Annotated in this window: 19 protein-coding genes and 4 pseudogenes; 14 read left to right on the forward strand and 9 right to left on the reverse strand. The window is 65.6% G+C overall.

The annotated features are described in order from the left end of the window. Positions 1–26: 26 nt before the first annotated feature. The 11 genes and pseudogenes from U5N23_RS21650 to U5N23_RS21700 form a co-directional block, all read left to right on the forward strand. A pseudogene (locus tag U5N23_RS21650) lies at positions 27–1,247 on the forward strand (NAD(P)/FAD-dependent oxidoreductase); the annotation flags it as partial. 63 nt (positions 1,248–1,310) lie between these two features. Continuing rightward, a complete protein-coding gene (locus U5N23_RS21655; protein ID WP_322594803.1) occupies positions 1,311–2,192 on the forward strand; it encodes a type IV pili methyl-accepting chemotaxis transducer N-terminal domain-containing protein in 882 nt (293 codons plus the stop codon). A 780-nt stretch (positions 2,193–2,972) separates the two neighbouring features. Further along, positions 2,973–5,813, forward strand: a complete 2,841-nt coding sequence (locus tag U5N23_RS21660) for a molybdopterin-dependent oxidoreductase (RefSeq protein WP_322594804.1) — start codon at positions 2,973–2,975, stop codon at positions 5,811–5,813. Positions 5,814–5,875: 62 nt separating this feature from the next. Beyond that, entirely contained in the window at positions 5,876–6,811 is a 936-nt protein-coding gene (ybiB, locus tag U5N23_RS21665) for a DNA-binding protein YbiB (RefSeq protein ID WP_322594805.1), read from the forward strand. Then, on the forward strand, positions 6,808–7,671 hold the full coding sequence (gene cobA, locus U5N23_RS21670) for a uroporphyrinogen-III C-methyltransferase (protein WP_322594806.1): 864 nt from the start codon (positions 6,808–6,810) through the stop codon (positions 7,669–7,671). The genes ybiB and cobA overlap by 4 nt, the downstream gene beginning before the upstream one ends. Before the next feature lie 624 nt (positions 7,672–8,295). Continuing rightward, entirely contained in the window at positions 8,296–9,039 is a 744-nt protein-coding gene (locus U5N23_RS21675; protein ID WP_322594807.1) for a potassium transporter TrkG, read from the forward strand. Positions 9,040–9,043: 4 nt separating this feature from the next. Further along, entirely contained in the window at positions 9,044–9,181 is a 138-nt protein-coding gene (locus U5N23_RS21680; RefSeq protein WP_322594808.1) for a hypothetical protein, read from the forward strand. Between the two features lie 201 nt (positions 9,182–9,382). After that, positions 9,383–9,565, forward strand: a complete 183-nt coding sequence (locus tag U5N23_RS21685) for a hypothetical protein (protein WP_322594809.1) — start codon at positions 9,383–9,385, stop codon at positions 9,563–9,565. Positions 9,566–9,573: 8 nt separating this feature from the next. Then, positions 9,574–9,843 carry a TrkA C-terminal domain-containing protein gene (locus tag U5N23_RS21690; protein ID WP_322594810.1) on the forward strand — a complete coding sequence of 90 codons (270 nt, stop codon included), beginning with the start codon at positions 9,574–9,576 and terminating at the stop codon, positions 9,841–9,843. Positions 9,844–9,999: 156 nt separating this feature from the next. Further along, on the forward strand, positions 10,000–10,470 hold the full coding sequence (locus tag U5N23_RS21695) for a hypothetical protein (protein ID WP_322594811.1): 471 nt from the start codon (positions 10,000–10,002) through the stop codon (positions 10,468–10,470). Next, entirely contained in the window at positions 10,437–10,739 is a 303-nt protein-coding gene (locus U5N23_RS21700) for a methyl-accepting chemotaxis protein (protein WP_322594812.1), read from the forward strand. Before U5N23_RS21695 ends, U5N23_RS21700 begins: the two co-directional genes overlap by 34 nt. Before the next feature lie 29 nt (positions 10,740–10,768). Here the strand turns inward: U5N23_RS21700 and U5N23_RS21705 are convergent, their stop codons facing one another. Beyond that, complete coding sequence (locus tag U5N23_RS21705; RefSeq protein ID WP_322594813.1) at positions 10,769–11,257, reverse strand: acyl-CoA thioesterase; 489 nt, start codon at positions 11,255–11,257, stop codon at positions 10,769–10,771. Between the two features lie 157 nt (positions 11,258–11,414). On the opposite strand from U5N23_RS21705, the gene U5N23_RS21710 reads away from it, so the two are divergent. Next, positions 11,415–12,548 carry a sterol desaturase family protein gene (locus U5N23_RS21710; RefSeq protein WP_322594814.1) on the forward strand — a complete coding sequence of 378 codons (1,134 nt, stop codon included), beginning with the start codon at positions 11,415–11,417 and terminating at the stop codon, positions 12,546–12,548. On the opposite strand, the gene U5N23_RS21715 is transcribed toward U5N23_RS21710, so the two are convergent. From U5N23_RS21715 to U5N23_RS21740, 5 genes and pseudogenes are all read right to left on the reverse strand, one after another. Next, positions 12,491–13,111: a DUF4124 domain-containing protein gene (locus U5N23_RS21715; RefSeq protein WP_322594815.1), complete on the reverse strand. Its 621-nt coding sequence runs from the start codon at positions 13,109–13,111 to the stop codon at positions 12,491–12,493. The two genes, U5N23_RS21710 and U5N23_RS21715, sit on opposite strands and share 58 nt — an antisense overlap. A 162-nt stretch (positions 13,112–13,273) precedes the next feature. Then, the gene (locus U5N23_RS21720; RefSeq protein WP_322595544.1) at positions 13,274–13,963 is read right to left on the reverse strand and encodes a response regulator transcription factor; all 690 of its coding nucleotides are present in this window, start codon (positions 13,961–13,963) and stop codon (positions 13,274–13,276) included. Positions 13,964–14,050: 87 nt separating this feature from the next. Beyond that, positions 14,051–15,680 (reverse strand): annotated as a pseudogene (locus U5N23_RS21725) (ATP-binding protein); the annotation flags it as partial. A gap of 91 nt (positions 15,681–15,771) precedes the next feature. Next, positions 15,772–16,336, reverse strand: a pseudogene (locus U5N23_RS21735) (hypothetical protein). 754 nt (positions 16,337–17,090) lie between these two features. Then, a complete protein-coding gene (locus U5N23_RS21740; RefSeq protein ID WP_322594818.1) occupies positions 17,091–17,381 on the reverse strand; it encodes a hypothetical protein in 291 nt (96 codons plus the stop codon). A gap of 1,001 nt (positions 17,382–18,382) precedes the next feature. On the opposite strand from U5N23_RS21740, the gene U5N23_RS21745 reads away from it, so the two are divergent. Next, complete coding sequence (locus tag U5N23_RS21745) at positions 18,383–19,603, forward strand: NAD(P)/FAD-dependent oxidoreductase (protein WP_322595545.1); 1,221 nt, start codon at positions 18,383–18,385, stop codon at positions 19,601–19,603. Here U5N23_RS21745 and U5N23_RS21750 read toward each other — a convergent pair. The 3 genes and pseudogenes from U5N23_RS21750 to U5N23_RS21760 form a co-directional block, all read right to left on the reverse strand. After that, a complete protein-coding gene (locus U5N23_RS21750; protein ID WP_416208648.1) occupies positions 19,597–19,764 on the reverse strand; it encodes a hypothetical protein in 168 nt (55 codons plus the stop codon). The genes U5N23_RS21745 and U5N23_RS21750 overlap by 7 nt on opposite strands. Before the next feature lie 442 nt (positions 19,765–20,206). Continuing rightward, positions 20,207–20,317, reverse strand: a pseudogene (locus U5N23_RS21755) (transcriptional regulator); the annotation flags it as partial. An 84-nt stretch (positions 20,318–20,401) separates the two neighbouring features. Then, entirely contained in the window at positions 20,402–23,662 is a 3,261-nt protein-coding gene (locus U5N23_RS21760) for an EAL domain-containing protein (RefSeq protein ID WP_322594819.1), read from the reverse strand. Between the two features lie 340 nt (positions 23,663–24,002). Between U5N23_RS21760 and rpsU the strand changes: the two genes are divergently transcribed. Next, complete coding sequence (gene rpsU, locus U5N23_RS21765; protein WP_007833691.1) at positions 24,003–24,215, forward strand: 30S ribosomal protein S21; 213 nt, start codon at positions 24,003–24,005, stop codon at positions 24,213–24,215. Positions 24,216–24,304: the final 89 nt, after the last annotated feature.

Genomic DNA, 24,304 nt, shown 5'->3' on the forward strand with positions numbered 1-24,304 from the left:
TGTTGTCGATGGGCGTGGGGGCTGCGATGAAAAAATCCAGGCTGGTGATGGTGGGCAATGGCATGGCCGGTGTGCGCACCCTGGAAGAGCTGCTCAAGATCGCCCCGGACCTCTACGACATCACGGTGTTCGGTGCCGAGCCGCACCCCAACTACAACCGCATCCTGCTGTCGCCCGTGCTCGCGGGTGAGCAGACCATCGACGAGATCATCCTCAACGACTGGTCCTGGTACGAAGCGAACCAGATCACGCTGCACACCGGCTTCACCGTGACCGAGGTGGACCGCGTGCGCCGCGTGGTGCATGCCACCAATGCGGCGGGCGAGGCCATCAGCGCCGAGTACGACCGCCTGATCCTGGCCACGGGCTCCAACCCCTTCATCCTGCCCATCCCGGGCAAGGACCTTCAAGGCGTGCTCGCCTACCGCGACATCGCCGACACCGAGGCCATGATCGCTGCTGCTGCCACCTACCGGCACGCGGTGGTCATCGGCGGTGGCCTGCTGGGGCTGGAGGTGGCCAACGGCCTCGTCAAGCGCGGCATGCAGGTGAGCGTGGTGCATGTGGGCAACACGCTCATGGAGCGCCAGCTCGACGAGGTGGCGGGCGGCATGCTGCAGCAGTCGCTGCAGGAGCGCGGCATGCAGTTTTTGCTCAATGCCCAGACCGCTGAACTGGTGGGTGGCCCCGAGGGCCGCGTGACGGCCGTGAAGTTCAAGGACGGCAGCGAAGTCCCCGCCGACCTGGTGGTGATGGCCGTGGGCATACGCCCCAACACGGCGCTGGCCGAAAAGATGCGCCTGCATGTGAACCGGGGCATCGTGGTCAGCGACACGCTGCAGACCATCACCGATGCACGCATCTACGCCGTGGGGGAGTGCGCCGCACACCGCGGCATCGCCTACGGGCTGGTGGCGCCGCTGTTCGAGCAGGGCAAGGTGCTGGCCAACCACCTGGCGGAGCTGGGCATCGACCGCTACCAGGGCTCGCTCACCTCCACCAAGCTCAAGGTGACCGGCATCGACCTGTTCAGCGCCGGCGACTTTCAGGGCGGCGAAGGCACCGAGGAGATCGTCATGAGCGACCCCGTGGCCGGCTCGTACAAGAAGCTCGTGATCAAGGACGACAAGCTCGTGGGCGCCTGCCTGTATGGCGACACGGTGGACGGCAGCTGGTACTTCGAGCTGCTGCGCGAAGGCCGCACGGTGGACGAGATCCGCGACCAGCTGATGTTCGGCCCGGCGAGCACGGACTGAGCGCCCGCCCTCCCCTGCTGCACGACGAACAAGCCAACCAAGGTGATCGAACCCATGACCCACCACACCACCACCACCACCACCAACACCGCCGCACGGCACCCCCTGCAGCGCAGGGCCCTTTTGAAGGCGGGCGCTGCCGCAGGCGCCGCCAGCGTGGCCGGTGCCCTGGGCTTGGCCCTCGCCTCGCGGCCTGTGCAGGCCCAGGTCGCCAACCTCAACGACGCCATCAACAAGGCCGGGCGCCAGCGCATGCTCAGCCAGCGCATGGGCAAGGCCTGGCTGGCCCTGGCCCACAAGGTGCAGGAGCCTGCGGCGCGCCAGGTGCTGGAGCAGTCCGTGGCGCTGTTCGAGCGCCAGCTCGCCGAACTCAAGTCCTACGCGCCGAATCCCACCATCCGCGACACCTACGGCCAGCTCGATGCGGCCTGGGTTTCACACAAGGCCACGCTGCTGGGCGGCACGCCCGCACTGGCCGGCGCCACCGCGATGCTGCAGGCCGATGCCAGGGTGCTGGCCCTGGCGCACCAGGGCACGGTGCAGTACGAATCGGCCTCGGGCAAGCCCGTGGGCCACCTGGTCAATGTGGCCGGCCGCCAGCGCATGCTGAGCCAGCGCATGGCCAAGTTCTACCTGGCTGCGCAGTTGCCGGTGGATGCGGCCGTTGCCGCGGCGGAGATTGCCAAGGCGCGCACCGAGTTCATCGCGGCGACCGAGGTGCTGCGCAAGGCGCCTGAAGCCAACGATCGTATCCGGCAGGAGTTGCTGCTGGCGGATGGGCAGTGGGTGTTCTTTGATGCGGCCTTGCAGCGGATGCAGGCGGGTGGGGTTGCGGGGAGTACGGCGCGGCAGGTGTCGGAGGTGTTTGTGGCGAGTGAGAATTTGTTGTCGAGCATGGATCGGGTGACGGGCCTTTATGCTGCTTTGGCTGGGTGATACGGTGGTTCGTAGCTGCTCCTCTTGTGGTGTTGAAGGCGGAGGCCGGGATGTGCGCCCGGCGGCGCACCTTCTTTCTTTTGCGTCGCCAAAAGAAAGAAGGCAAAGAAAAGGCGACCCCCAGTCTGCGTCCCCCGTTCGCCCTGTCGGGCGAACGGGGGCAACCTGCGATGCTCGGATCTGGGGTGGTGCCGCAGAACTCGCTACGTTCTTCGAACTCCGCTCAAACAGCTGCGGCAAGTCAGATGACGAAGCGTGTGTGTCCTTCGGCACACACGCCCACCCCAGCTCCTGCGCTTCTCGGCGCAGCCAGCAGGGGTGGGGAGCGGGGTCAGGGTCGGCTGCTGCTTTCGCAGCTGCGCCGGGAGTCGGTCACGCGCTGCGCGCTGCCGACAGGCCGAAGCGCAGCGAGGCACACGAGGCCGAGCGAAGCGATGGCCCGTGTGGGGCCCCTATCCCTTCTGGACGTGCCGAGAAGCGCAGGGCCTGGGGTGAGCGCGTGTGCCGCAGGACACACGCGCCTCGTTGTCTGGCTCGCCGAAGCTGTTTGAGCGGAGCTGCCTCGCAGAGGCAGCGCAGCGAGTTCTTCGGCGCACCCCAGGGCCGAGCATCGCAGGTTGCCCCGGAGCGCAGCGCAGGGGACACGGACAGCAGGGTCGCCTTTTCTTTGCCTACTTTCTTTTGGCGAAGCAAAAGAAAGTAGGTGCGCCGCCGGGCGCATACCCCGGCCTCCGCCCGCCATACAAGCACACCGCAACCACAACAACAAAGACCACGCCCATGACAGAAACCAAATCCACCTGCCCCTACTGCGGCGTAGGCTGCGGCGTGATCATCGAATCCGAAGGCCCCCAGATCACCGGCGTGCGCGGCGACCCTACCCACCCCGCCAACTTCGGCCGCCTGTGCACCAAGGGCTCCACGCTGCACCTCACGGCCACGAGCCCCGTCACCCTGCAAACCCGCCTGCTGCACCCCCTGCACCGCGCCCAGCGCGGCCAGCAGGCCCTGCCCGTCACGTGGGATGCAGCACTCGGCATGGCAGCCGGCAAATTCGCCGACACCATCGCAGAGCACGGCCCCGACGCCGTCGGCTTCTACGTGAGCGGCCAGTTGCTCACCGAGGACTACTACGTCTTCAACAAGCTCGCCAAGGGCCTCATCGGCACCAACAACATCGACACCAACTCGCGCCTGTGCATGAGCAGCGCCGTGGCCGGCTACAAGGCCACGCTGGGGGCCGATGCGCCGCCCGCCTGCTACGACGACGTGAAGCACGCGCAATGTCTGTTCTTCGTGGGCAGCAACGCCGCCTGGGCGCACCCCATCCTGTTCCGGCGCATCGAGGACGCGCGCGCGGCCAACCCGGGCATGAAGGTCATCGTGGCCGACCCGCGCCGCACCGACACCGCGGGCATGGCCGACCTGTTTCTGCCGATACAGCCGGGCAGCGACGTGATGCTGTTCAACGGCATGCTGCACCTCATGCTGCGCGAGGGCTGGGTGGATGCCAACTACATCGGCGCACACACCACCGGCTTCGAGACGCTCAAGGCGCTGGTGGCCGATTGCACGCCCGAGCGCGTGGGCGCGGTGTGCGGCATCCCAGAGGCCGACCTGGCCACGGCCGCGCAATGGTTCGCCACCTCCAAGGCCACGCTCAGCCTGTACTGCCAGGGCCTGAACCAGAGCAGCAGCGGCACGGCCAAGAATGCCGCGCTGATCAACCTGCACCTGGCCACGGCGCAGATCGGCAAGCCGGGTGCAGGCCCGTTCTCGCTGACCGGCCAGCCCAATGCCATGGGCGGGCGCGAGGTGGGCGGCCTGGCCAACCTGCTGAGCGCGCACCGCGACCTGGCCAACCCCGCGCACCGCGCCGAGGTGGCGGCGCTGTGGGGCGTGGCCGATGTGCCGTCGCGCCCCGGCAAGACGGCGGTGGAGATGTTCCAGGCCGCCGCCGACGGCGAGATCCGCGCGCTGTGGATCGCCTGCACCAACCCCGCGCAGAGCATGCCCGACCAGGCCACGGTGCGCCGCGCACTCGAACGTGCCGAGTTCGTGGTGCTGCAGGAGGCCTTTGCCACCACCGCCACCGCGCAGTACGCCGACCTGCTGCTGCCCGCCACCACCTGGGGCGAGAAGACCGGCACCGTGACCAACAGCGAACGCCGCATCTCGCGCGTGCGCACTGCGGTGCCTGCGCCTGGACAGACGCGCCACGACTGGGCCATCGCAGTGCAGTTTGCGCACCAACTGGAGGCGCGGCTGCGCCCCGGCGCACCCAGCCTGTTCCCCTACACCACCGACGATGCCGATGCCGGTGCCCAGGCCGTGTGGAACGAGCACCGCGAAACCACGCGCGGCCGCGACCTGGACATCACCGGCCTGTCCTGGCCCCTGCTCGAAGCCGACGGCCCGCAGCAGTGGCCGCTGCCCGAGGGCGCGGCCAGCGGCAAGGTGCGCCTGTACGAAGACGGCATCTACCCCACACCCGACGGCCGCGCGCGCTTTGCGGCCCACGCCTGGCAACCGGTGGCCGAGCCGCGCGAGTCGCGCTACCCCTTCGGCCTGACCACCGGCCGCCTGCGCGACCAGTGGCACGGCATGAGCCGCACCGGCACGCTGGGCCGGCTGTTCGGCCATGTGGCCGAGCCCTCGGTGCAGATGCACCCGGACGACATGGCGCAGCGCAAGCTGCACAGCGGCGACCTGGTGCATGTCACCAGCAAGCGCGGCTCCATCGTGGTGCCCGTGCTGGCCGATGCCAACCTGGGCCTGTCGCAGGCCTTCATGGCCATGCACTGGGGCAGCGAGTACCTCAGCGGCCAGTCGTCCACCGGCGAACGGTTGTCGGGCGTGAATGCGCTGACCACCTCGGCCTACTGCCCGACCTCCAAGCAGCCCGAACTCAAGCACGCGGCCGTGAAGATCCTCAAGGCCGAAATGCCCTGGACGCTGCTGGCCATGGCCTGGCTGCCGGGCGACAAGGCACTTGCGGCACGCGAGTCGCTGTCGGCCTTGATGGAGGCCTTCCCGTTTGCCAGTTGCGTGCCCTTCAGCAACAACACCCCGCTGTCGGAACCGGGCCGCGAGCGCACCGGCGTGCTGCTGCGCGCCGCCGGGCACGAGGCACCACCGGACGCGCTGATCGAGCGCATCGAGGCCCTGCTCGGCCTGGGCACGGCCGACACCCTGCGCTACGCCGACAGGAAGCGCGGCCAGCGCCGCGCCGCGCGCCTGGCCCGGCGGGACGACGGCAGCAGCACGCTCGAAGCCATCGTGCTCGCCGGCGACACCAGCGCCCAGGGCTGGATCAAGACCCTGCTGCAGGAAGAACTGCCTGCGCAGACCTATGGTCGCCTGCTGCTGGTGCCCAGCGCCAAGGCCCCGGTCGCGGTGCAGTCGCGCGGCAAGACCGTGTGCACCTGCTTCAACGTCACCGACGTGGCGATCACCGGCACGCTGGCGCAGTGCCACGGCACCGACGAGGACCGGCTGGCGCAGCTGCAGGGCCAGTTGCGCTGCGGCACCAACTGCGGCTCCTGCCTGCCCGAGCTCAAGCGCATGGTGCGCGCCACCGGGCCGCTCGCCAAAGCGGCCATCGCAATCGCCGCCATATAACCAAAAGTTCGCTGGGTTGCGAGAAAATACCCAGCCCCACTCCAAAGAGCCATTCACCCACCATGGGCATCAGCCAGTACATCAAGGAAATCGGCCGCGGCCCGCGCGGTGCCAAGCCGCTCACGCGCGAGCAGGCCACGGACCTGTTCGGCCAGGTGCTGGACGGCACGGTGACCGACCTGGAGATCGGCGCGTTCTGCCTGGCCATGCGCATCAAGGGCGAGACGGCCGACGAGATGAGCGGATTTCTCGACGCCACGCACGCCCGCATGGCCCTGCTGCCGGCCAGCGACCGCCCGCTGGTGGTGCTGCCCAGCTACAACGGCGCGCGCAAGCTGCCCGTGCTCACCCCGCTGCTGGCCCTGCTGCTGGCGCGCGAGGGCCTGCCCGTGCTGCTGCACGGCATGCGCACCGAGGCGCGGCGCATCCTCGCCTCCGACGTGCTCGAAGCGCTGGGGGTGCCGGCACTCACCGCGCCGCGCAAGGTGGCCGATGGCGAGGTGGCCCACATCACCACCGGCCTGCTGCACCCGGGGCTGGCACGCCTGCTGGCCGTGCGCCAGACCGTGGGCCTGCGCAACGCGGGGCACAGCGCCGTCAAGCTCATGAACCCCTGCGCCGGTGCGGCGGTGGTGGTCACCAGCTACACGCACCCCGAGTACTTCGAGATGCTGCAAAACACCTTCAGCACCATGGGCATGAACGCCTTGCTCTCGCGCGGGCTTGAGGGCGAAGTGGCGGCCGACCCGCGCCGCACACCCCGTTACGACGCCTTCGTCGGCGGGGTGCACCATGTGTTGCAGGAGCAGGAGCCCGGCACCGCGAGCGAGGTGCCCGGCCTGCCCACCGAGATCGACGTGGCCACCACGGCCGACTACACGCGCCGCGTGCTCGCAGGCGAGTTGCCGACACCGCCCGCCCTCACACGGCAGGTGGAACATATCTTGCACATCACCGGTCAAACAGCCACCGCCGCCATGCCGGAGACACAGCCATGAACCGCCCCACGAATCCATCCGCACCCTCGCACCAGCACGAGCGCCCACACCTGGGCACCGGTGGTTCCTGCACCCTGGTGGGCGCGGGCCCCGGTGATCCGGAGCTGCTCACGCTCAAGGCGCTCAAGGCCATCCAGGCGGCCACGGTGCTGCTGGTGGACGATCTGGTGAGCGATGCCATCGTGGCCTATGCATCCCCTACGGCGCGCATCGTGCATGTGGGCAAGCGCGGCGGCTGCAAGAGCACGCCGCAGGCCTTCATCGAAAAGCTGATGCTGATGGCCGTGAACGAGGGCGAGAACGTGGTGCGCCTCAAGGGGGGCGACCCCTTCATCTTCGGCCGCGGCGGCGAAGAGGTGGAGCACCTGCGCGCTGCAGGCGTGCCGGTCACGGTGGTCAACGGCATCACCGCCGGCCTGGCGGGCCTGACCTCGCTGGGCGCGCCGCTCACGCACCGCGAACATGCCCACGGCGTGGTCTTCGTCACCGGCCATGCCAAGCCCGGCGACGCCGGCACCGACTGGCGCCAATTGGCGGCCACCGCACGCGACGCCAGGCTGACGCTGGTGATCTACATGGGCGTGAGCGGTGCCGCCACCATCGAGCAGGAGCTGCTCACCGGGCTGCCCGCCGCCACGCCCGTGGCCATCATCCAGCACGCCAGCCTGCCACAGCAGCGCCACGCCGTGACCACCCTGGGTGAGCTGCATGCCACCATCGCCCGCGAGGGACTGGCGAGCCCCTCGGTGATCGTCGTCGGCGATGTGGTGCAGGGTGTAGCGCTGGCATCGCAGGATGCCGCACAGCAACACGCCGGGCACCACGCCACCCCAGCGCCCCGGACACGCCTGGCCTTTTGACCCTGCCGCGGCCGCTGCACGCAACACTTTGCCGCGACACCCCGGTCAGCCAGCACCAGGGCTGCACACCAAAGCTGATAGCATCGCCGCGCTTGCAACAAGCCGCGTCTTCTGGGCAGCCCTACCCCATCGACGCGCTGCAGGCGCGCCATCGCCATCCGCCCAGGAATTTTCTTGAACACTCGTTTTGCGCACCCAGCCGTTGTCCTGGTGCTGTCGTTTTTAGCCGTGATCGCACTGGGCACTGCGCTGCTCATGCTTCCGCTTGCACATGCACAAGGGCAGGCGCACCTTTTCTCACGGCACTTTTCACGGCCACATCGGCCGTGTGTGTGACCGGGTCTGGTGTTGAGTGGACACCGGCACCTCTGGAGCGGCTCGGGGCAGGTCCTGATCATGGGGTTGTTCCAGATCGGCGGGTTCGGGATGATGACGTCGGCCACGCTGATGGGCCTGCTGACAGTGGGGCAATGCGTATCCGCACCCGGCTGCTGCTGCAGGCGAGACCCATTTACTGGCGCTGGGTGGACTGAAAAGCGTGGCCAAGCTCGTACTCAAGGTGACCGTGGCGGTGGAGCTGCTGATGGCGCTGGCCCTGTGTCTGCGGTTTGCACTGGCTTCGACATGCCCTGGGGCGAGGCGGCGTGGCAAGGTGTCTTTCACGCCATCTCTGCCTTCAACAACGCGGGCTTTTCGACCTGGGGCGACAGCGTGATGCGGTTTTCGTCCGATGCGCTGGTGCTTGTTCCCCTCATGCTGGCGATCATCATCGGCGGCCTGGGGTTTCCGGTACTGCACGAGTTGCTGGCTGAACGCAGACGCAAGCGCCCACTGTGGTCCATGCATACCGCCATCATCGTGTGGGGGCTCGCTGGCGCTGATCGTGCTGGGCACGGTGGTGATCTTTCTGGCCGAGTTCCAGCAACCCGGGCACCCTGGGACTATGGGCTGGGCACACAAGGGGCTGGCTTCGCTGTTCACCTCGGTGTCGGCGCGCACGGCAGGGTTCATGTGCTCGACATCGGTGCGCTGAGCACCGAATCACTGGCGCTGCACTACATCCTCATGTTCATCGGCAGGGGCAGCGCGGGCACGGCCGGGGGCGTCAAGGTGACTACGTTCTTCGTGCTGGTGCTGGTGGTGTGGAACGAGATCCGTGGCCACCGCGACGTGGAGCTTGGCGGCCGTCGCATCGCTGATTCGGTGCAACGCCAGGCCATCACCATCTTGGTGCTCAGTTCGGCAGTGGTGGGCCTGGCCATGTTGCTCATACTGCCGCTGACGCCGCTGCCGCTGGAGGAAGCGCTGTTCTTGAAGTGGTTTCCGCATTTGGCACTGTCGGCCTGTTCTACCGACTATCACGGCTGACCTGGTGCCAGGCGCACAGGCCATCATCATTGCGCTCATGTTCATTGGGCGCGTGGGCGTGGTCACCCTGGCCGTGGCCCTGGCCACCAACCAGATGCGCCGCAACTACCGTTACCCCGAGGAGAAACCCATTGTTGGATAAAGCCGTAAAGAACCTGTCGGGCAGCGTGGTGGTGATTGGCTCTGGGCCGGTTTGGCAAGGCGTTGCCAAATCGCTGGTGGAGCTGGGCCACGATGTGCTGGCCATCGAGATGATGCCGAGACGGTGCAGTCGCTGGCCAGCGTGCTGCCCCTGTGGTGCAGGCCGACGCCACCGACCCGGAAACATTGCGCCAGCTGGCCGGTGCCCGATTTTGCGCATGCAGTGGTGAGCATCGGCGGCAACCTGGAGGCCAGCGTGCTCACCATCCTGAAGCTGAGCCAGCTGGGGCTCAAGGACATCTGGGCCAAGGCCATCGACCCGCAACACGGCCGCATTGCCGAGCGCGTGGGGCCCACCTCGGGTCTACCCCGAAGCCGACGATAGGCGAGCGCGTGGCGCACCTGGTCACCGGCAAGATGATTGACTTTATCGAGTTTGACGACGGCTTTGCCATTGCCAAAACCAGGGCACCGATGGAGACGCACAACAAACCGCTGTCCCAATCCGACGTGCGCAAACGCCATGGCATTACGGTGGTGGGCATCAAACGCCGCCACCTCGACTTCATCTACGCCAAGGCAGAAACCGAAATCAAACCGGGCGACCACCTCATCGTGGCAGGCCCCACGCGCATGGTGGAGCGGTTTGCGGCGCTGTACTGAACCCTTCGCCTGAGGGCGTATGCCGACGCCGCGTGGTGCGGCTATCAATGGTGTGGCACTCCCATCGCGCCACCCACCATCGCAACGCGGGGTCTCTGGCCCAGGTATTGCTTGACTGTTTGTATCTGGATGCAACCAGCACAAGGTATAAACACCATGGCAGCCTTTCCCCTCTCCGCCCGCAACGGCATGGCCACTTCCTCCACGCCTACCACGCCCTCCTCGGCACTTTCCCTGCCGCCCAAGGCAGCGCCTGTGGCAGGTCGCGACAACGACATGTCGCTGGTCAACCTGGCAGCACGCCAGCGCATGCTGTCGCAGCGCATGGTGCCGCAAACGGTGCTGGCCGCACGTGGCAGCGATCTGCACATGAAGGCCGCGCGCAGCTCGCTGGCACTGTTCACCGACAGCCAGGCCCGGCTGGTGGTTACCGCCCGCCATCTGGATGCGCCAGCGGAGACATCATCCGCAAGGCCTACCACGGCTCTGCGGGCGTGGGTGCCACCATCGACGCATTTGCCCAGCAGGTGGGCACAGCGCTGGACCTGGCTGAACGCCAGAGCCCGCGGGTGGACGACGCCCTGGCGCGGCTGGTGGAATCTACGGACAGCGCGCTGGACGCGCTGAACACGGCCACCACGGCGTTTGACCGGGTGGCCAAGGCCAAATCCGAAACACTGATGAAAGAGCTGGCAGGCATCGTGGCGTCCATCCAGACCGTGGCGCGCGAGGCCAAGGTGGTCAGCTTCAACGCCCAGGTGATGGCCGCCCGCGCAGGGCAGCATGGGCGCGAGTTTGCGGTGGTGGCCAACGTGCTCTCGGGCATCACCAACGAGATCGATGGCCTGTCGCTGCAAGCGGTGTCGCTGGCGGGGCGAAGCCGCAACGCAGCGTAACGCGCCTCGCCGCGCAGGCCCCGTTGTTGTTAAGTAGTAGTGGTTTCGCGCACTTGCTGAAAGCGTTCTGCCAGCTCTTTGCGTAACGATTTGCGCAGCAGCGCAGCGTCCCAGCGGCGGCGTTCGTCGGGGGTGGATGGCGACAGAGGCGGCACCTGCACAGGCTTACGGGACTCGTCCACGGCCACCATCGTGAAAAAGCAGCTGTTCACATGCCGCACCACCTGCGAGCGGATGTCCTCGGCCACCACCTTGATGCCGACTTCCATCGACGAGCTGCCGGTGTAATTGACGCTGGCCAGAAACGTCACCAGCTCGCCCACATGGATGGGCTGCAGAAACATCACCTGGTCCACGCTAAGTGTGACCACATAACAGGCCGAATAGCGGCTGGCGCACGAGTAGGCCACCTGGTCCAGCAGTTTCAAAATAGCCCCGCCGTGGACATTGCCCGAGAAGTTGGCCATGTCGGGGGACATCAGCACGGTCATGCTGAGTTGGTGGGAAGGGATGTTCATGCGCGGATTTTAGGGGCGAGGTGGCGGGTGAGTGCATATGCGCTGTGGCCCGCTACACTCGCGCCACACAAGCCGTTTCAGGCTTGTAGAAGACCAATTACACCCATCGCGGTCAATCGCTTCAACAGCACGCAGGCACGGGATGCCGGAGGGAAACATGCTCGAAATCGACAAGCTCAATGAGTTCACGGAAAGCCATGGCGCGCTGCGCCGCGGGCGGGGGCTGGTGTCCGGGGTGATTGCACTCACACTCGCCATCCTGTGTTTTCTGGGCGTGCTGGCATTCCACTTCCCTGAGTACCTGACCACGCCGCAGTTGCGCAAGAGCTACGACGTGGCGGTGATCCGCAACATCATGCTGGTGGCCATGGCCATCGCGGGTGGCATATCGCTGGTCAACATTCTGTTCAACCGGTCGCGCTGGTTGTCCACCTTCGCGTTTGCCATGGTGGCACTGGCGGCCATACTGGGCGGCCACAAGGTGGAAGTGGACCCGAACTTTCCGGACGACACGCTGTACATCGGCCTTGACTGGTTCATCCTCGACCTGCTGGGCAGCTCGCTGATTTTCATCTTCATCGAAAAGCTGTGGGCGCTGCGCAAAGACCAGCCCATCTTTCGCGAAGAATGGCAAACCGACTTTCACCACTTCATCGTGAACCACATGGTGGTGGGCTTTGTACTGCTGGCCACCAACCTGCTGGTGCACAAGTTTTTTGGCTGGGCTGCCAATGACGGCATTCGAGGCTGGGTGGAGGGCCTGAACTTCTGGGTGGCGCTGTTCCTCATCGTGCTGGTGGCCGACCTGGTGCAGTACTGGACACACCGCGCGTACCACGAGGTGCCTGTGCTGTGGCGCCTGCACGCCGTGCACCACAGCGTCAAAAGCATGGACTGGATGGCGGGCTCGCGCCAGCACATTCTGGAGCTCATCATCACCCGCACGCTGGTGCTGGCGCCCATCTATGTGTTCGGGTTCTCCAAGGAAGTGATCGACGCTTACATCGTCATCGTGGGCTTCCAGGCAGTGTTCAACCACGCCAACGTGAGCGTGCGCCTGGGCCCGCTGCGCTACGTGCTGGTCACGCCCAACTTTCACCACTGGCACCACAGCCAGGACAATGAGGCGCTGGACAAGAACTACGCCGCGCACTTCGCGTTTCTGGACTATCTGTTTGGCACCGCCGTCAAAAGCACCAAGCTCTGGCCCGAACACTACGGCGTGCTGGGCGACTACGTGCCCAACGGGTTCATCAAGCAGTTCAAGTTTCCGTTCACCTGGAAGGGGTAAAAGCCTGCGCCGCTCCGAAGTGCGCAAGCATGACCCGGTCGTTGCGTCACAAATTGGACAGCTCGTCTTCCAGCGATTTCAACTGCCCGCGCAGTTCCTGCGTACGCGCTTCGCAAGCGGCTTTGTCCTTGGCGGCAGCGTCCGCGCGCTCCTTCGCAAACTGAGAGCCTGCCCCCAGACTGCGCCGTAGCGGCCCCGGACTGGGCCACACCTTCCTGCTGCTGTGGCGCCGCCGCGCATTCCCGCTGATTGCGCTCGACGGCAGCGCGCGCCTGCGGTATGCCCTGGCTCTGCAGAAAATTCTTGCGCTGCCACGACGGGCCGAAAGCGCCCTCTTGCGCTGCAGAGGGGCTGGGCGGTATGGGCGTGGCACCCTGCATCGCAGGCCGCACGTCGATCTTCTCACCCTGGCCCACGCAGGGCGCATCCTGAAACGACACCTTGCCATTGGCGTCGGTGCATTTATTGATGGCCCAGGCTGGGGCCACGAAAGCCAGCAACAAGCTACAAGCGGCACAGCGGATGGGATTCATGGAACAGTCCTTGGCAGATGAATGCCGCATGCTACCGCGCCGCGCGCACTCTGCTTCATGCCTTCTGCAAGGGCCGGACGCTCATCGGAGGGCCCTTTCCTGCGGAGGAGTCCGCGCCGAACAGGTTTAACAAGCACTCTTCATTCGATGCACGTTGGAAGGGCGAACTTCTGCCCAGCAGCCACCAACCGCCTAGTCCGTCGCGGCATCCAGCCGATAGCCAAAGCCTCGCACCGTCTTGATGAGCGCAAGCCCGTGGCCTTCGTCGATCTTGGCGCGCAGGCGGCGCACATACACGTCGACCACGTTGGTCAATGGGTCCTCGTTGGTGCCCCAGACGTTGGAGAGAATGCGCTCGCGGCTGTACACGCGGCCCGGCGCGCTCATGAGCAGCTCCAAAAACGCCAGTTCGCGCGCCGTGAGCACGATGGGCTGACCGGCGCGGCTGGCCTGCATGCGCTCCAGGTCCAGCGACAGGTCTGCCACCTGCAGGGTGCTGGCGCGCGCGCGCTGCTCACGCCCGCGGCGAAGAAGGGCCTCGATGCGAGCCAGCAGCTCTTCAAACGCAAAGGGCTTGGTCAGGTAGTCGTCGGCTCCCAGGCGCAGCCCGTTGATCTTGTCTTCGGTGTTGCTCAGCGCGCTCAGGATCAGCATGGGCATCTGGCGGCCTTCTGCGCGCAGGGTTTGACACAGCTCCAGGCCGCTCAGGCCGGGCAGCATCAGGTCCAGTATCAACAGGACACCCGGCTCCGCTTCGCGGGCCATGGCCAGGCCTTCGGGGCCGGTGCGGGCCAGCTCCACGCGATAGCCCTCGGCCTTGAGGCCGCGCACCAGAAAGTCGGCCACACGCCCATCGTCTTCCACCACCATGATGTTGTTCATGCCGTCTACCTCGTTGCCCTTGTTGCCCTTGTTGCCCTTTTGCCCTTGCCCAGTGCCATCGCCCGAATCAAGCAGCAGCGATGCGTGCACCCGCCGCAGCGTGATGCGCACCACCGTGCCCTGCAGCGGCGCGCTCTCCACATCGATTTCGCCTTGGTGCGCCTGCACGATGGCATGGGCGATGGACAGGCCGATGCCCGTTCCATCAGCCCGGTGCGCACGCGCCCGGCGCCCGCGCACAAACCGCTCGAACACGCGGGGCAGCTCATCCGCATCAATGCCAATGCCCTCGTCACGCACCACCACTTGCACACCGTCGGGTGCGCCGCGCAGCCCCACGCGCACGGTGGTTCCCGGCGCCGAGTAATGCACCGCGCTGCTCCAGCACGATCATCAGCGCCTGGCGCAGCCGGTCAGCATCGGCATAAACGGCCACGCAACCGGTGGGCAGTGCCTCCACGCCATCGCCTCCTCGCTGATCCTCAAGCCATTGCACCTGCACACCCTGTGGCGCGCCCAGGGCCATAGCCTGCTCGGATGCGTCGCCCAAAAGAGAGCGCGAAGGGTCCACCGGGGCCGAGGTGCATCACCAGCTGGTCGGCCTCGGCCTTGGCGATCAGCAGCAGGTCGTGGATCACGCGGGTGAGCTGGTCCACCCCACCCACGATGCGCGCCGTAATGTCTGGCGGTATTCCTCCACCGGCTTGTCGCCGCCGCGCGGCCTGATCTCGGCCTCGCCGCGGATGGAAGTGGCGGGGGTGCGCAACTCGTGCCCCAGGTCCGCAAACAACTGGCGGCGACGCTGGTCCAGGCGCTGCAAGGTGTCGTGCGCGGCGCTCAGCTCCTGCGTGCGGGCCTGTACGGCGTCTTCCAGCCCACGGCGGGCAGCGTCGGCCCGGGCGCGGTGTTGCTGCAGCTCGGCCGCCATGGCGTTGAAGTGCTGGGCTACGCGATCGAATTCATCGTGAGAGCCTGTGGCCACCCGGTGGTCCAACGCACCGGCCTGCAAGGCCTGCGTCCCCTCCAGAAGGCGGTCCAGCGGGCGCTGCAGGCGCCGCGTCAGGTGCAACGCCAGCACTGCGGCCAACGCCAGGGTGATGAGGGCCATTCCAATCGCCTGCCCGCGCAGCACATCCAGGCCGCGCTCGGTGGCGGCGCGTGCCACGGGCACCGCAGCACGCTGGTGTGCGATGGCGCCGTTGATCAGCTCGCGCAGGTCGCGCCCCCGCGCCATGTCAAAAACCTGGGTCAGCTCGCCCCACAGGGCAGGAAAATCAGCGCCCTCCTCCAACGGCACCAGTTGCGCCAGCCGCGCCTGCACCGCCTGGATGTTGTCGTGCAGCAGCTCTGTCACACCCACCAGCTGAGGCACCTCGGCTGGCATGCTCACGCCGTCGCGGCGCGCGATCTCGGTCCACAACGCCAGGTCGCGTTGCACCAGGTCATCGAGGTTGGTGGCACTGGCGACCATGGCGGCCACCAGGCGATCGCGCTGCTCGGGCTGGGCATCGGTGTTCATCAGGCGCTGCATGGCCCACACACTCAGGCGCTGCTTGTTGGCCGACAGGTCCAGCAGCTCGGACTGGATGTCGCTGGCCAGCCGGCTGTGCTGGGCGTAGTCATTGACGCGATTGGCGCCCCAGTACACAAACGCGGCCTGAATACAGACCAGGGCCACCAGAGCAGCAAATGCCAGAGAAAGTCGTGCGCGGTACATCGGTAGGCCCCGAAAGAAGGCCTGAATTATGAAGGGGCGCAGACGCGTGATCGAAGCGCCCCTCAAGAGTAGCGCGCAGTGGGTCAACGCGTCAGTTGCCGGTAAACGGTAACGAAGAGTGGTGCACCACGATGCGCAGTTTGCCCGCGTCATCCTTGACAAAAGTCCAGGTCTTGTCGACCGATGTGACCTTGCCGGCCTTGTCTGTAAACATCACATTGCCCATGGTGCTTGCAGAGTCACCTGCAATGAAAACGGCGCTGTTGGCTACTTCGCACTGGGTCCAGCCCTTCGAGTACAAAGCCGGTGTCCTTGGGGAAGGCCGGGTTGCCGCCCACAAAGTACGACAGCGCGCCTTCACGCGTGACTCGGAACGTCTGGGGCGCTGTGGTCAGCGTGGGCTTGAACAGCACCGCACCCATCTGGTAGCCGTAGGCACTGTCGATCACTTTCTCTGCCAGAGCCTTGGCCGCCACCGGGCCGCTGGCGGTGTTGATGGCACTGATGTCGACCAGGGCCTTGCACCAGGCTTTCTGGGCAGACAGCACTTCGCTTTCGAGGATGGCGTGGTTGACCACCGGGCCCTTGGCCGCAGCCGGCAAAACGGCCGTGCCGAGCAGGAGCGTGGCAATGGCAATGCAGGTGTTTGTTTTCATGATTTTCGGTGGTTGAGATGGGTTTATCTCGCTGACGCCCGGATGGCTGCCTGCGAGACCTTGAGTTCACCAAGTTGGAATGGATGCGCTGTGAATGCTGAATGAGCAGAACGTGAGCAAAACGTGAACACCAGATGAACGAGGCCCAAAAAACTGCAGCAGCGGCAGCGCACGCGTTGTGTTCGCCCTGTGTTCTGATGGACCAGGCTCTGCGCTGGTAGCGTAAAAAAAAAAAAAAATTAAAAAAAGGGGTCGCTGTCGATGCAGCGCTGGCAATCGCCAGTCGCCCGGTGGTACGCGCCCCCGGCAAACGCCCCTGCGGACACGGCCCTCAGCCCTCCTACCATCGCCGCACCTAGGGCCGTGATGGCCGACGCCAGCAGGAGTTTGGGTCTTCGTACAGAGTCTTTGTTTGATGGAGAAGCGGCTTCACCGCATAGCCAGCCGCTGACATGCTGTGCGCTGCAGCAACACCCTTGTTTGCTCACCCACGTGACCAGTTCCTTAAAGGCAGGTGAGATGAACCAAGATCACGCGCAACCTGGTGGCGGTGCAAACCTCGGGCACTGCCTTGGCTGGTGAGGGACACAAGGACAATTCGGCAAGCTGCTGCTGCGTTGTGTCGAGAAAGCGATTGAAGCCAGTATGAAAATATAAACAAGGTGACGGATATAAAAGGGGAGGGATTCCTGGAAGAAGGCACGCCCTGGGTGGGGGCGTTTGCGCTGAGCCCCAAGGGCGCGAAATTGGAGGATTAAAAATGAGATATACGGGATGAAAAAACGCTGCCGAGGCGCGCCAAGGCCATGGCCGCACAAACGCCACAGGCCGCGCTGCGGGTGGTTTCCGTCCTGGGCCGCCCGTGGTGGCCTATGTGCGCTACCATAATGTTGGGGGGGTTATCTTGGTGATGGGTTTTTAATAAAAAAAAAAAAAGTTCAGCACGGAAGCCCACCGTGATTCCAACTTTGTGGACATCGCCGTGGTAAGCTCGGGCGTTATAAGTCACACTATTGATAATGGTTGAAATTTCAAAAATTTTCATTCAATTTAAATTTTCTATTATTAAAAAATAAAAATATCCCTAAAAATAAAAAAAAATTTTTTAAATAACATCTCCCTGGGGGGGGGGGAAATAATGAATCACATAACCCCTCCATCAAAAACCAAATATCCGAGAGCGAGACTTAATGAAATTCAGGATGGGACTATAAATATTCATCTAAGGCTACTATTTAAACGCTCCCGGAATTATTCAACCCAGCATTTAGTCTCATTATAATACAATAAAATCCAAAGGGATTTTTCTGCACGACTTAATACCAATCAAACCTCAAATGGTAGAGAAAGTCGATTAAAAAAAATAAAAGATTCATTCAAAAACTAAATATATAAGTTGTGAAATACAAAGAGAAAAAGAAAGACCTGGCTTTACCCTGAAATAGGGGAGAGTGATGTAGACTAGAGAATTTGAATCAATCGGGTTCCTCGTCACCTATGAACAAGAGTAAGGCAGATAATCAAAGAGAACCCTAGAAAGAGGCGGAATTTTTTGGAATTTAAAAGAGATGAATAAAAAAGTAAGCCCCTTAGCCAATCATAATAAAAGAACTTTGCCGTAATGAAATATCTGCACAAACGATAGCCTGGAAGGCACAAAAATTTACAGGGAAACGACCTAAATTTAATTACGAAAGAAAATACACCATATCTTCATAGGATCAATACCCGGAATAATTCCGTAAAAATAGTCGAGTTGAGGATTTGCTGATACTGATAACGGGTGTACCGGCAAGGACGTAGCCCACATTAGGCGATGAGCGGCGACCATGATCGCATGCGGCGACGATGGCGGCCCCCGCCACCCCGAGGGATTTCGCCCTTCCACCGTGGGGTTTGGGATAGAGGAATTTCGCTGATCCCACGACTGAAATGGACCTGGAAAACCTCTCTTGGAAATGGAAGTGGACGGGTATCCCTACCAACTCACATAACGACACAAACTCATAACCCAGCTCCCCCACAGCTTCCAATTCTTTCGACGCCATCATCATCGGCGCCGGCGCAGCCGGCCTGTTCTGCGCGGGCCAGGCGGGCCAGCGCGGCCTCAAGGTCCTGCTGATCGACCATGCCGAGAAGGTGGCCGAAAAGATCCGCATCTCGGGCGGTGGGCGCTGCAACTTCACCAACCGCGACCTCGATCCAGCCGCGCCGCACAAGCATTTCGTGGGGCAGAACCCGCAGTTCTGCCGCTCGGCCCTGTCGCGCTACACGCCGCAGGATTTCATCGCGCTGGTGGACAAGCACGGCATCCCCCACCACGAAAAGCACAAGGGACAGCTGTTTGCCGACCGCTCGGCCGAGGACCTCATCGCCATGCTGCTGGCCGAGTGCGCCGAGGGCGGCGTCACGCACTGGCAGCCCTGCGGCGCCAAGAAGATCGCCTTTGACGCCGGCGGCACCGATGGCCAGGGCAGCTACCTGGTGGACACCGACCGCGGCCCCGTGCAGGCACGCAGCCTGGTGGTGGCCACCGGCGGGCTGTCGATCCCCAAGATCGGCGCCACCGACTTTGGCTACCGGCTGGCGCGGCAGTTCGACGTTCCGCTCATCGAGCAGCGCCCGGGCCTGGTGCCGATGACCTTCGACGGGGACGCCTGGGCGCCCTATGCGCAGCTCTCGGGCCTGGCGCTGCCGGTGCAGATCAGCACCGGTGCCAAGAAGGCGCGCATGGTGTTCGACGAAGACCTGCTGTTCACGCACCGCGGCCTGTCGGGCCCGGCGGTGCTGCAGATATCGAGCTACTGGCAGGAGGGCACGCCCCTGGCCATCGACCTCGCGCCCACGGTGGACCTGCCCGCTGCACTGGCGCAGGCCAAGCTGCGCTCGCGCAAGCTCATCGCCAATGAGTTGGCCACCCTGGTGCCGAGCCGTTTGGCCGACGCCTGGGCCCAGCGCGAGGCAGACTGGCAGCGCCCCATCGCCGAAGCGTCCGACAAGGCGCTGGCGCGCCTGGCCGAACAACTGGCGCGCTGGGAACTCACCCCCACCGGCACCGAGGGCTACAAGAAGGCCGAAGTGACGCTGGGCGGCGTGGACACGCGCGTGCTCTCGCAGCAGACCATGGAATGCAAGACCCAGCCGGGCCTGTACTTCATCGGCGAGGTGGTGGACGTCACGGGCTGGCTGGGCGGCTACAACTTCCAGTGGGCCTGGGCCAGTGCCCATGCCTGTGCTGGAGCGCTGCCCGCCAGCACAGCTCACTGATCGGCCACTTGGCCCCAGCGCGCATGGCCTAGCCAGTTGCGCAGCGCCACGGCACCGCCGGGGGTGATCTCCAGCGCCCGGGTATCGCTGCGGCGCAGCAGCCAGCCCTGGTCCAGGCAGTGGCTGCAGATCACGGCACCCAGGCGGCCGGCCACATGCATGCGCCGTTCACTCCAATCCAGGCAGGGGCGGCAATGGGGCCGCTTGCCGCCTGCGCCGGGGTCCGCCGCCGCATCGATGCCCAGGCGGTGCGGCGCCGGGGCCGGCCCCGCGCGGTGTGGGGGCGCGCGTCGGGGTGGGGGGGGGGGGGGCGCGCGCGTGGAGGGGGTGGGGGGGGGTGGGGGCGCGGGGGGGGGGGGGGGTGGGGGGGGGGGGGGGGGGGGGCGGGGGGGGGGGGGGGGGGGGGCGCGCCCCCCCGGCGCCGGGGTGGGGGGGGGGGTGGTGGGGGGGGGGGCGGGAGGAGGGGTTGCGGGAGAGGGGGGCCGGGGGGGGGGGGGAGGGGGGGGGGTGGGGGGGGGGGCTGTGGTGGGGGTGGCGGGGGGGGGGGGCGGAGTCGGGGGGGGAGGGGTGGGGTGGGGGGGGCGGTGGGGTGGTGGGGTGGGGGGCCAGCTGGCGCGGGGTGAGCGCGCGCCCGTCCATCAGCGCCACCAGCATGGCCGTGCGCGCGGGCTCCCCCACGAGGCCGGCGATGTGGGCGATCTGGTTGGTGTTCATGCCCACAGTGTGCACCGCGTGAGGTCGGGAACACTTCGCATGCCGACGAAGTGAGTCCACCTGCCGAAGGCCCCGGAGAATCGCTCAGGGAATGCTGACCAGCTCGCCGAAGCGCGAATCGCCCAGCGCCGGGCGGCTGGCGTGCTGCTGCACCCACTCCTGCAATTGCGCCACGGGCAGCGGCCGGGTGAAGTGAAAGCCCTGCAGCTCCTCGCAGTCGAGCGCATCGAGCACCTGGGCGGTGGCCAGGTCCTCCACCCCTTCGGCGACGATCTTCAGGCCCAGCGTGTGCCCCAGCGCGATGATGGCGCGGGTGATCGCCATGTCCGCCGGGTTGGTGAGCATGTCGTGGATGAAGGATTTGTCGACCTTGAGACGATCGATGTCGAAGCGCTTGAGGTACGCCAGGCTTGAGTAGCCGGTGCCGAAGTCGTCGATGGACAGCTGCACGCCCAGCGCCTTGAGGGCGGCCAGCTGGCGCTCGGCCGCGTTGGCATGGTCCATGAGCTGCGACTCGGTGATCTCCAGCTCCAGCCGGTGGGCCGGCATGCCGTTCTTGGCCAGCAGCGCCTCGATGTCGGGCACGAGCTGCGGATCGGCCAGTTGCGCCGCCGAGAGGTTGACCGAGACCGACACCTGCGACAGCGGATGCGGCGCCCGGCCCAGCGGGCCCTCGTACTCCAGCGCCTGCCAGGCCAGCCACTGCGCGCTGGCCTGCTGCAGCACCCAGGCGCCGATGGGGCGGATCATGCCGGTCTCTTCTGCGATGGGGATGAACTCGCTGGGCGGCACCATGCCCAGCACCGGGTTGTTCCAGCGCAGCAGCGCCTCCACACCCTGCAGGCGCCCTCCCCGGGCGCTCAGGCGTGGCTGGTAGTGCAGGCTGAACTCGCCGCGCCCCAGGGCCCGGCGCAGGTGCTGCTCCATCGACTGGCGGGCCAGCGCGCGCTGGTCGGTCTCGGCCGAATAGAACAGGGCCATGTCGCGGCCGGTGGTCTTGGCCTCGTACATGGCGGCGTCGGCCCGGCGCATCAGCTCGTCGATGTCGGCGCCATCCTCGGGATAAACCGCGATGCCGACGCTGCAGCTCACGTTGAGCTCGTGCCCTTCCACCGGATGGGGCTGGCGGATCAGCGGGATCAGCCGGTTCTCGACCAGCTGCTGCACGTCTTCGGGCCCGGCCACGTCGCGCATGATGACCACGAACTCGTCGCCGCCCAGGCGGCTCACGGTGTCGCGGCTGCGCACCGCCTGCGTCAGGCGCTGCGCCACCGAGCGCAGCAGGCCATCGCCGATGTGGTGGCCCAGCGTGTCGTTGATGGCCTTGAAGCGGTCCAGGTCGATGAACAGCACGGCCACGCGCTCGTTGCAGGCCTGGGCGTGCGCCAGCGCCAGCTGCAGGCGCTGCACGCACAGCGAGCGGTTGGGCAGCTCGGTGAGCACGTCGTGGTGCGCCAGGAACTGGATGCGCTCCTCGTTGAGCTTGCGGTCGGTGATGTCGATGGCGATGCCGATGTGGTTGACCACCTCACCGGCCTTGCCCTCGCGCACGGCCGACACCATGAGCCAGGCCGGGTAGGTCTCGCCCGAGCGGCGGCGAAAGCGCACCTCGCCCTGCCAGGACTCCTTGTCCTGCATGGCGCGCGCGATCTGGGCCGACAGGGGCTCCTGCCCGGCGGTGTCCTCCTGCAGGAACCCCAGGCCCTCGCCGATCACCTCGTAGAAGTCGTAGTGCGTGCTGCGGCAGAAGGCCTTGTTCACGCTGATGATCTGCTGGTCGGCGTTCATGATGATGATGCCCTCGGACGAGGCCTCGAACACCTTGGCCCACAGCTCCAGGCGCTGCTCCATGACCTTGAGCACGTTGATCGGCGTGAAGGCCGTGAGCACCGCGTCGCGCCCCTGGAACACCAGGCGCCGCGCCGACAGCACGGCCCACGACGGCTCGGGACCGCCCTTCCAGCGCACCTCGAACTCGTCCACCGAGCCCTGGTCGGCCAGGCGCTGGAAGAAGCGCGCGCGCACGCCCGGCTCCAGCCCCGCCCCCCAGGGGTCGACGGTGCGGCCATTGAGCCACTGCCCGGCCGGCGCGTTGGAGTGCAGCACCTCGTGCTCGGGGATGGAGGTCACCATCAAGGGGATCGGGAAGGCCTCCACCAGTTCGCGCTGGGCCTCGGCCGCACGCGCGCTGGCGGCCAGCTCCTGCTGCAGCAGGCGCTCGCGGTCGAGCTGGGCCAGCATGCCGTTGAAGGCGGTGACCAGGCGGCCGATCTCGTCGCTGCTGTTCCAGTGGGCGCGCAGCGTGTGGTCGCCGCTCTTTCTCACCTCGTCGGCCACACGGGCCAGTTGCTGCAGCGGCTTGGCGATCTGGCGCGCCACCAGCGTCACCAAAGACAGGATGCAGCCCAGCAGCACCAGCGCCGTGCCCAGATGCAGCCACATGCGCGAGTACAGGCTGTCCACGCGCTGGTGCAGCAGGCGGTCGAGGTCGTTGATGCCCGAGCCCCAGGCGGCCTGCAGGGAGCCCAGCACCTTGGCCTCCTGCTCGGACAGCTGCGCCATGGTCAGGCGCGATTCGCCGCTGGCGATGGCCTGCAGGTGCGACTGGAATTCGAGCAGCGTGGCGTTGAGTGCCTCGCGGTCATGCACCAGCGCCGCACGCATCTCGGGCGAGCCGGCGATGAAGGCCTGGTTGTAGTCGGACTCGACGCCCAGGGTCACGGCTTCGAGCCGCCCCACCAGCGTGAGCAGCTCGGACGACCACTGCGGCCCGCGCGCGGTGCGCGGGGAGTTCAGGAAGCTCACGGTGTCGTGCACGGCCTGCAGCAGCTCGGGAAAGCGCAGCACCGACAGCGACATCTCGTAGTAGCTGTCGAGGTCAGGGTCGAGGATCAGGTTGGACTGGTTGCCCACCGTGGTGAGCAGCTCGCGCCCATCGCGCAGCAACTGGCTGCGCAGGCGCGTGAGGGCCTGCGGGTCGGCCTGCGCGGCGGCATCGGTGCCCAGGCGCTGCAGCGCATCCTTGAAGCGCTGGCCGGCCTCCTGCGTGTGCAAGGCTTCATCGTGCTCGGCACGCACGGTGTCCAGGCGCCCCAGCGTGTCGGCCACCGACAGGCCCGGCTGGCCAGGCTGCAGGAAGCGGCCCAGCAGCCCGTCGCGCACCACGGTGGCGTAGCTGGTGCCCACGATCTCCTTGCGCGTGAAGTCGATGGCCTGGTTCTTTTCATGGATCAGGATGCTGGAGACGTAGATCACCGCCGTGAGGTCCAGCAGATAGATGAGCATGAGCTTGCGGCCCACACTGAGCCGGCCTAGCCAACCTGATACGCGGTGCATGATTGCCATGGGTGACCAGTTTCCCGTTCCTGCAGGATGCGCCCGGCGGTTCGGCGCCAGGCAGTGAGATCGTGCACCGCACTGCCCCGGTCGGGCAGAACGAAACACTCTGTAAGTACACATGCAATTTCCGCGCCACACGCACCAGCTTGGGGCGCCGAAGAATGTCTGCGCTGGTCGCACGAAGCCCTTGCCCTTTATTCCAATCTGCCTGCTATAATGTCCGGCTTCGCTGGCATGCCCCGTCGGCCAATACTAGTTACAGACGGGGACAACCGCCACGCAAGGTCTTGAGGCCCGATCTCCCCAAGACCCTCTGCGGGCAAAAAAATTTGGAAACCATTAGCTAATGACTACGATCCGCGTAAAAGAAAACGAACCCTTTGACGTCGCACTGCGCCGCTTCAAGCGCACCATTGAAAAGCTCGGCCTGCTGACCGACCTGCGCGCCCGCGAGTTCTACGAAAAGCCAACGGCCGAGCGCAAGCGCAAGAAGGCTGCCGCCGTCAAGCGCCACTACAAGCGCGTGCGCAGCATGCAGCTGCCCAAGAAGCTGTACTGATCGCTGGCCCTCACCGGCCACATCAACCCGCGCTCGGGACGCCAGGCGCGGGTTTTTTGCTTTTTGCGCCCTCTTTTTGCAGATTCAAC

The sequence above is a fragment of the Acidovorax sp. genome (genome assembly GCF_034519795.1).
Taxonomy (GTDB): Bacteria; Pseudomonadota; Gammaproteobacteria; order Burkholderiales; family Burkholderiaceae_C; genus Acidovorax.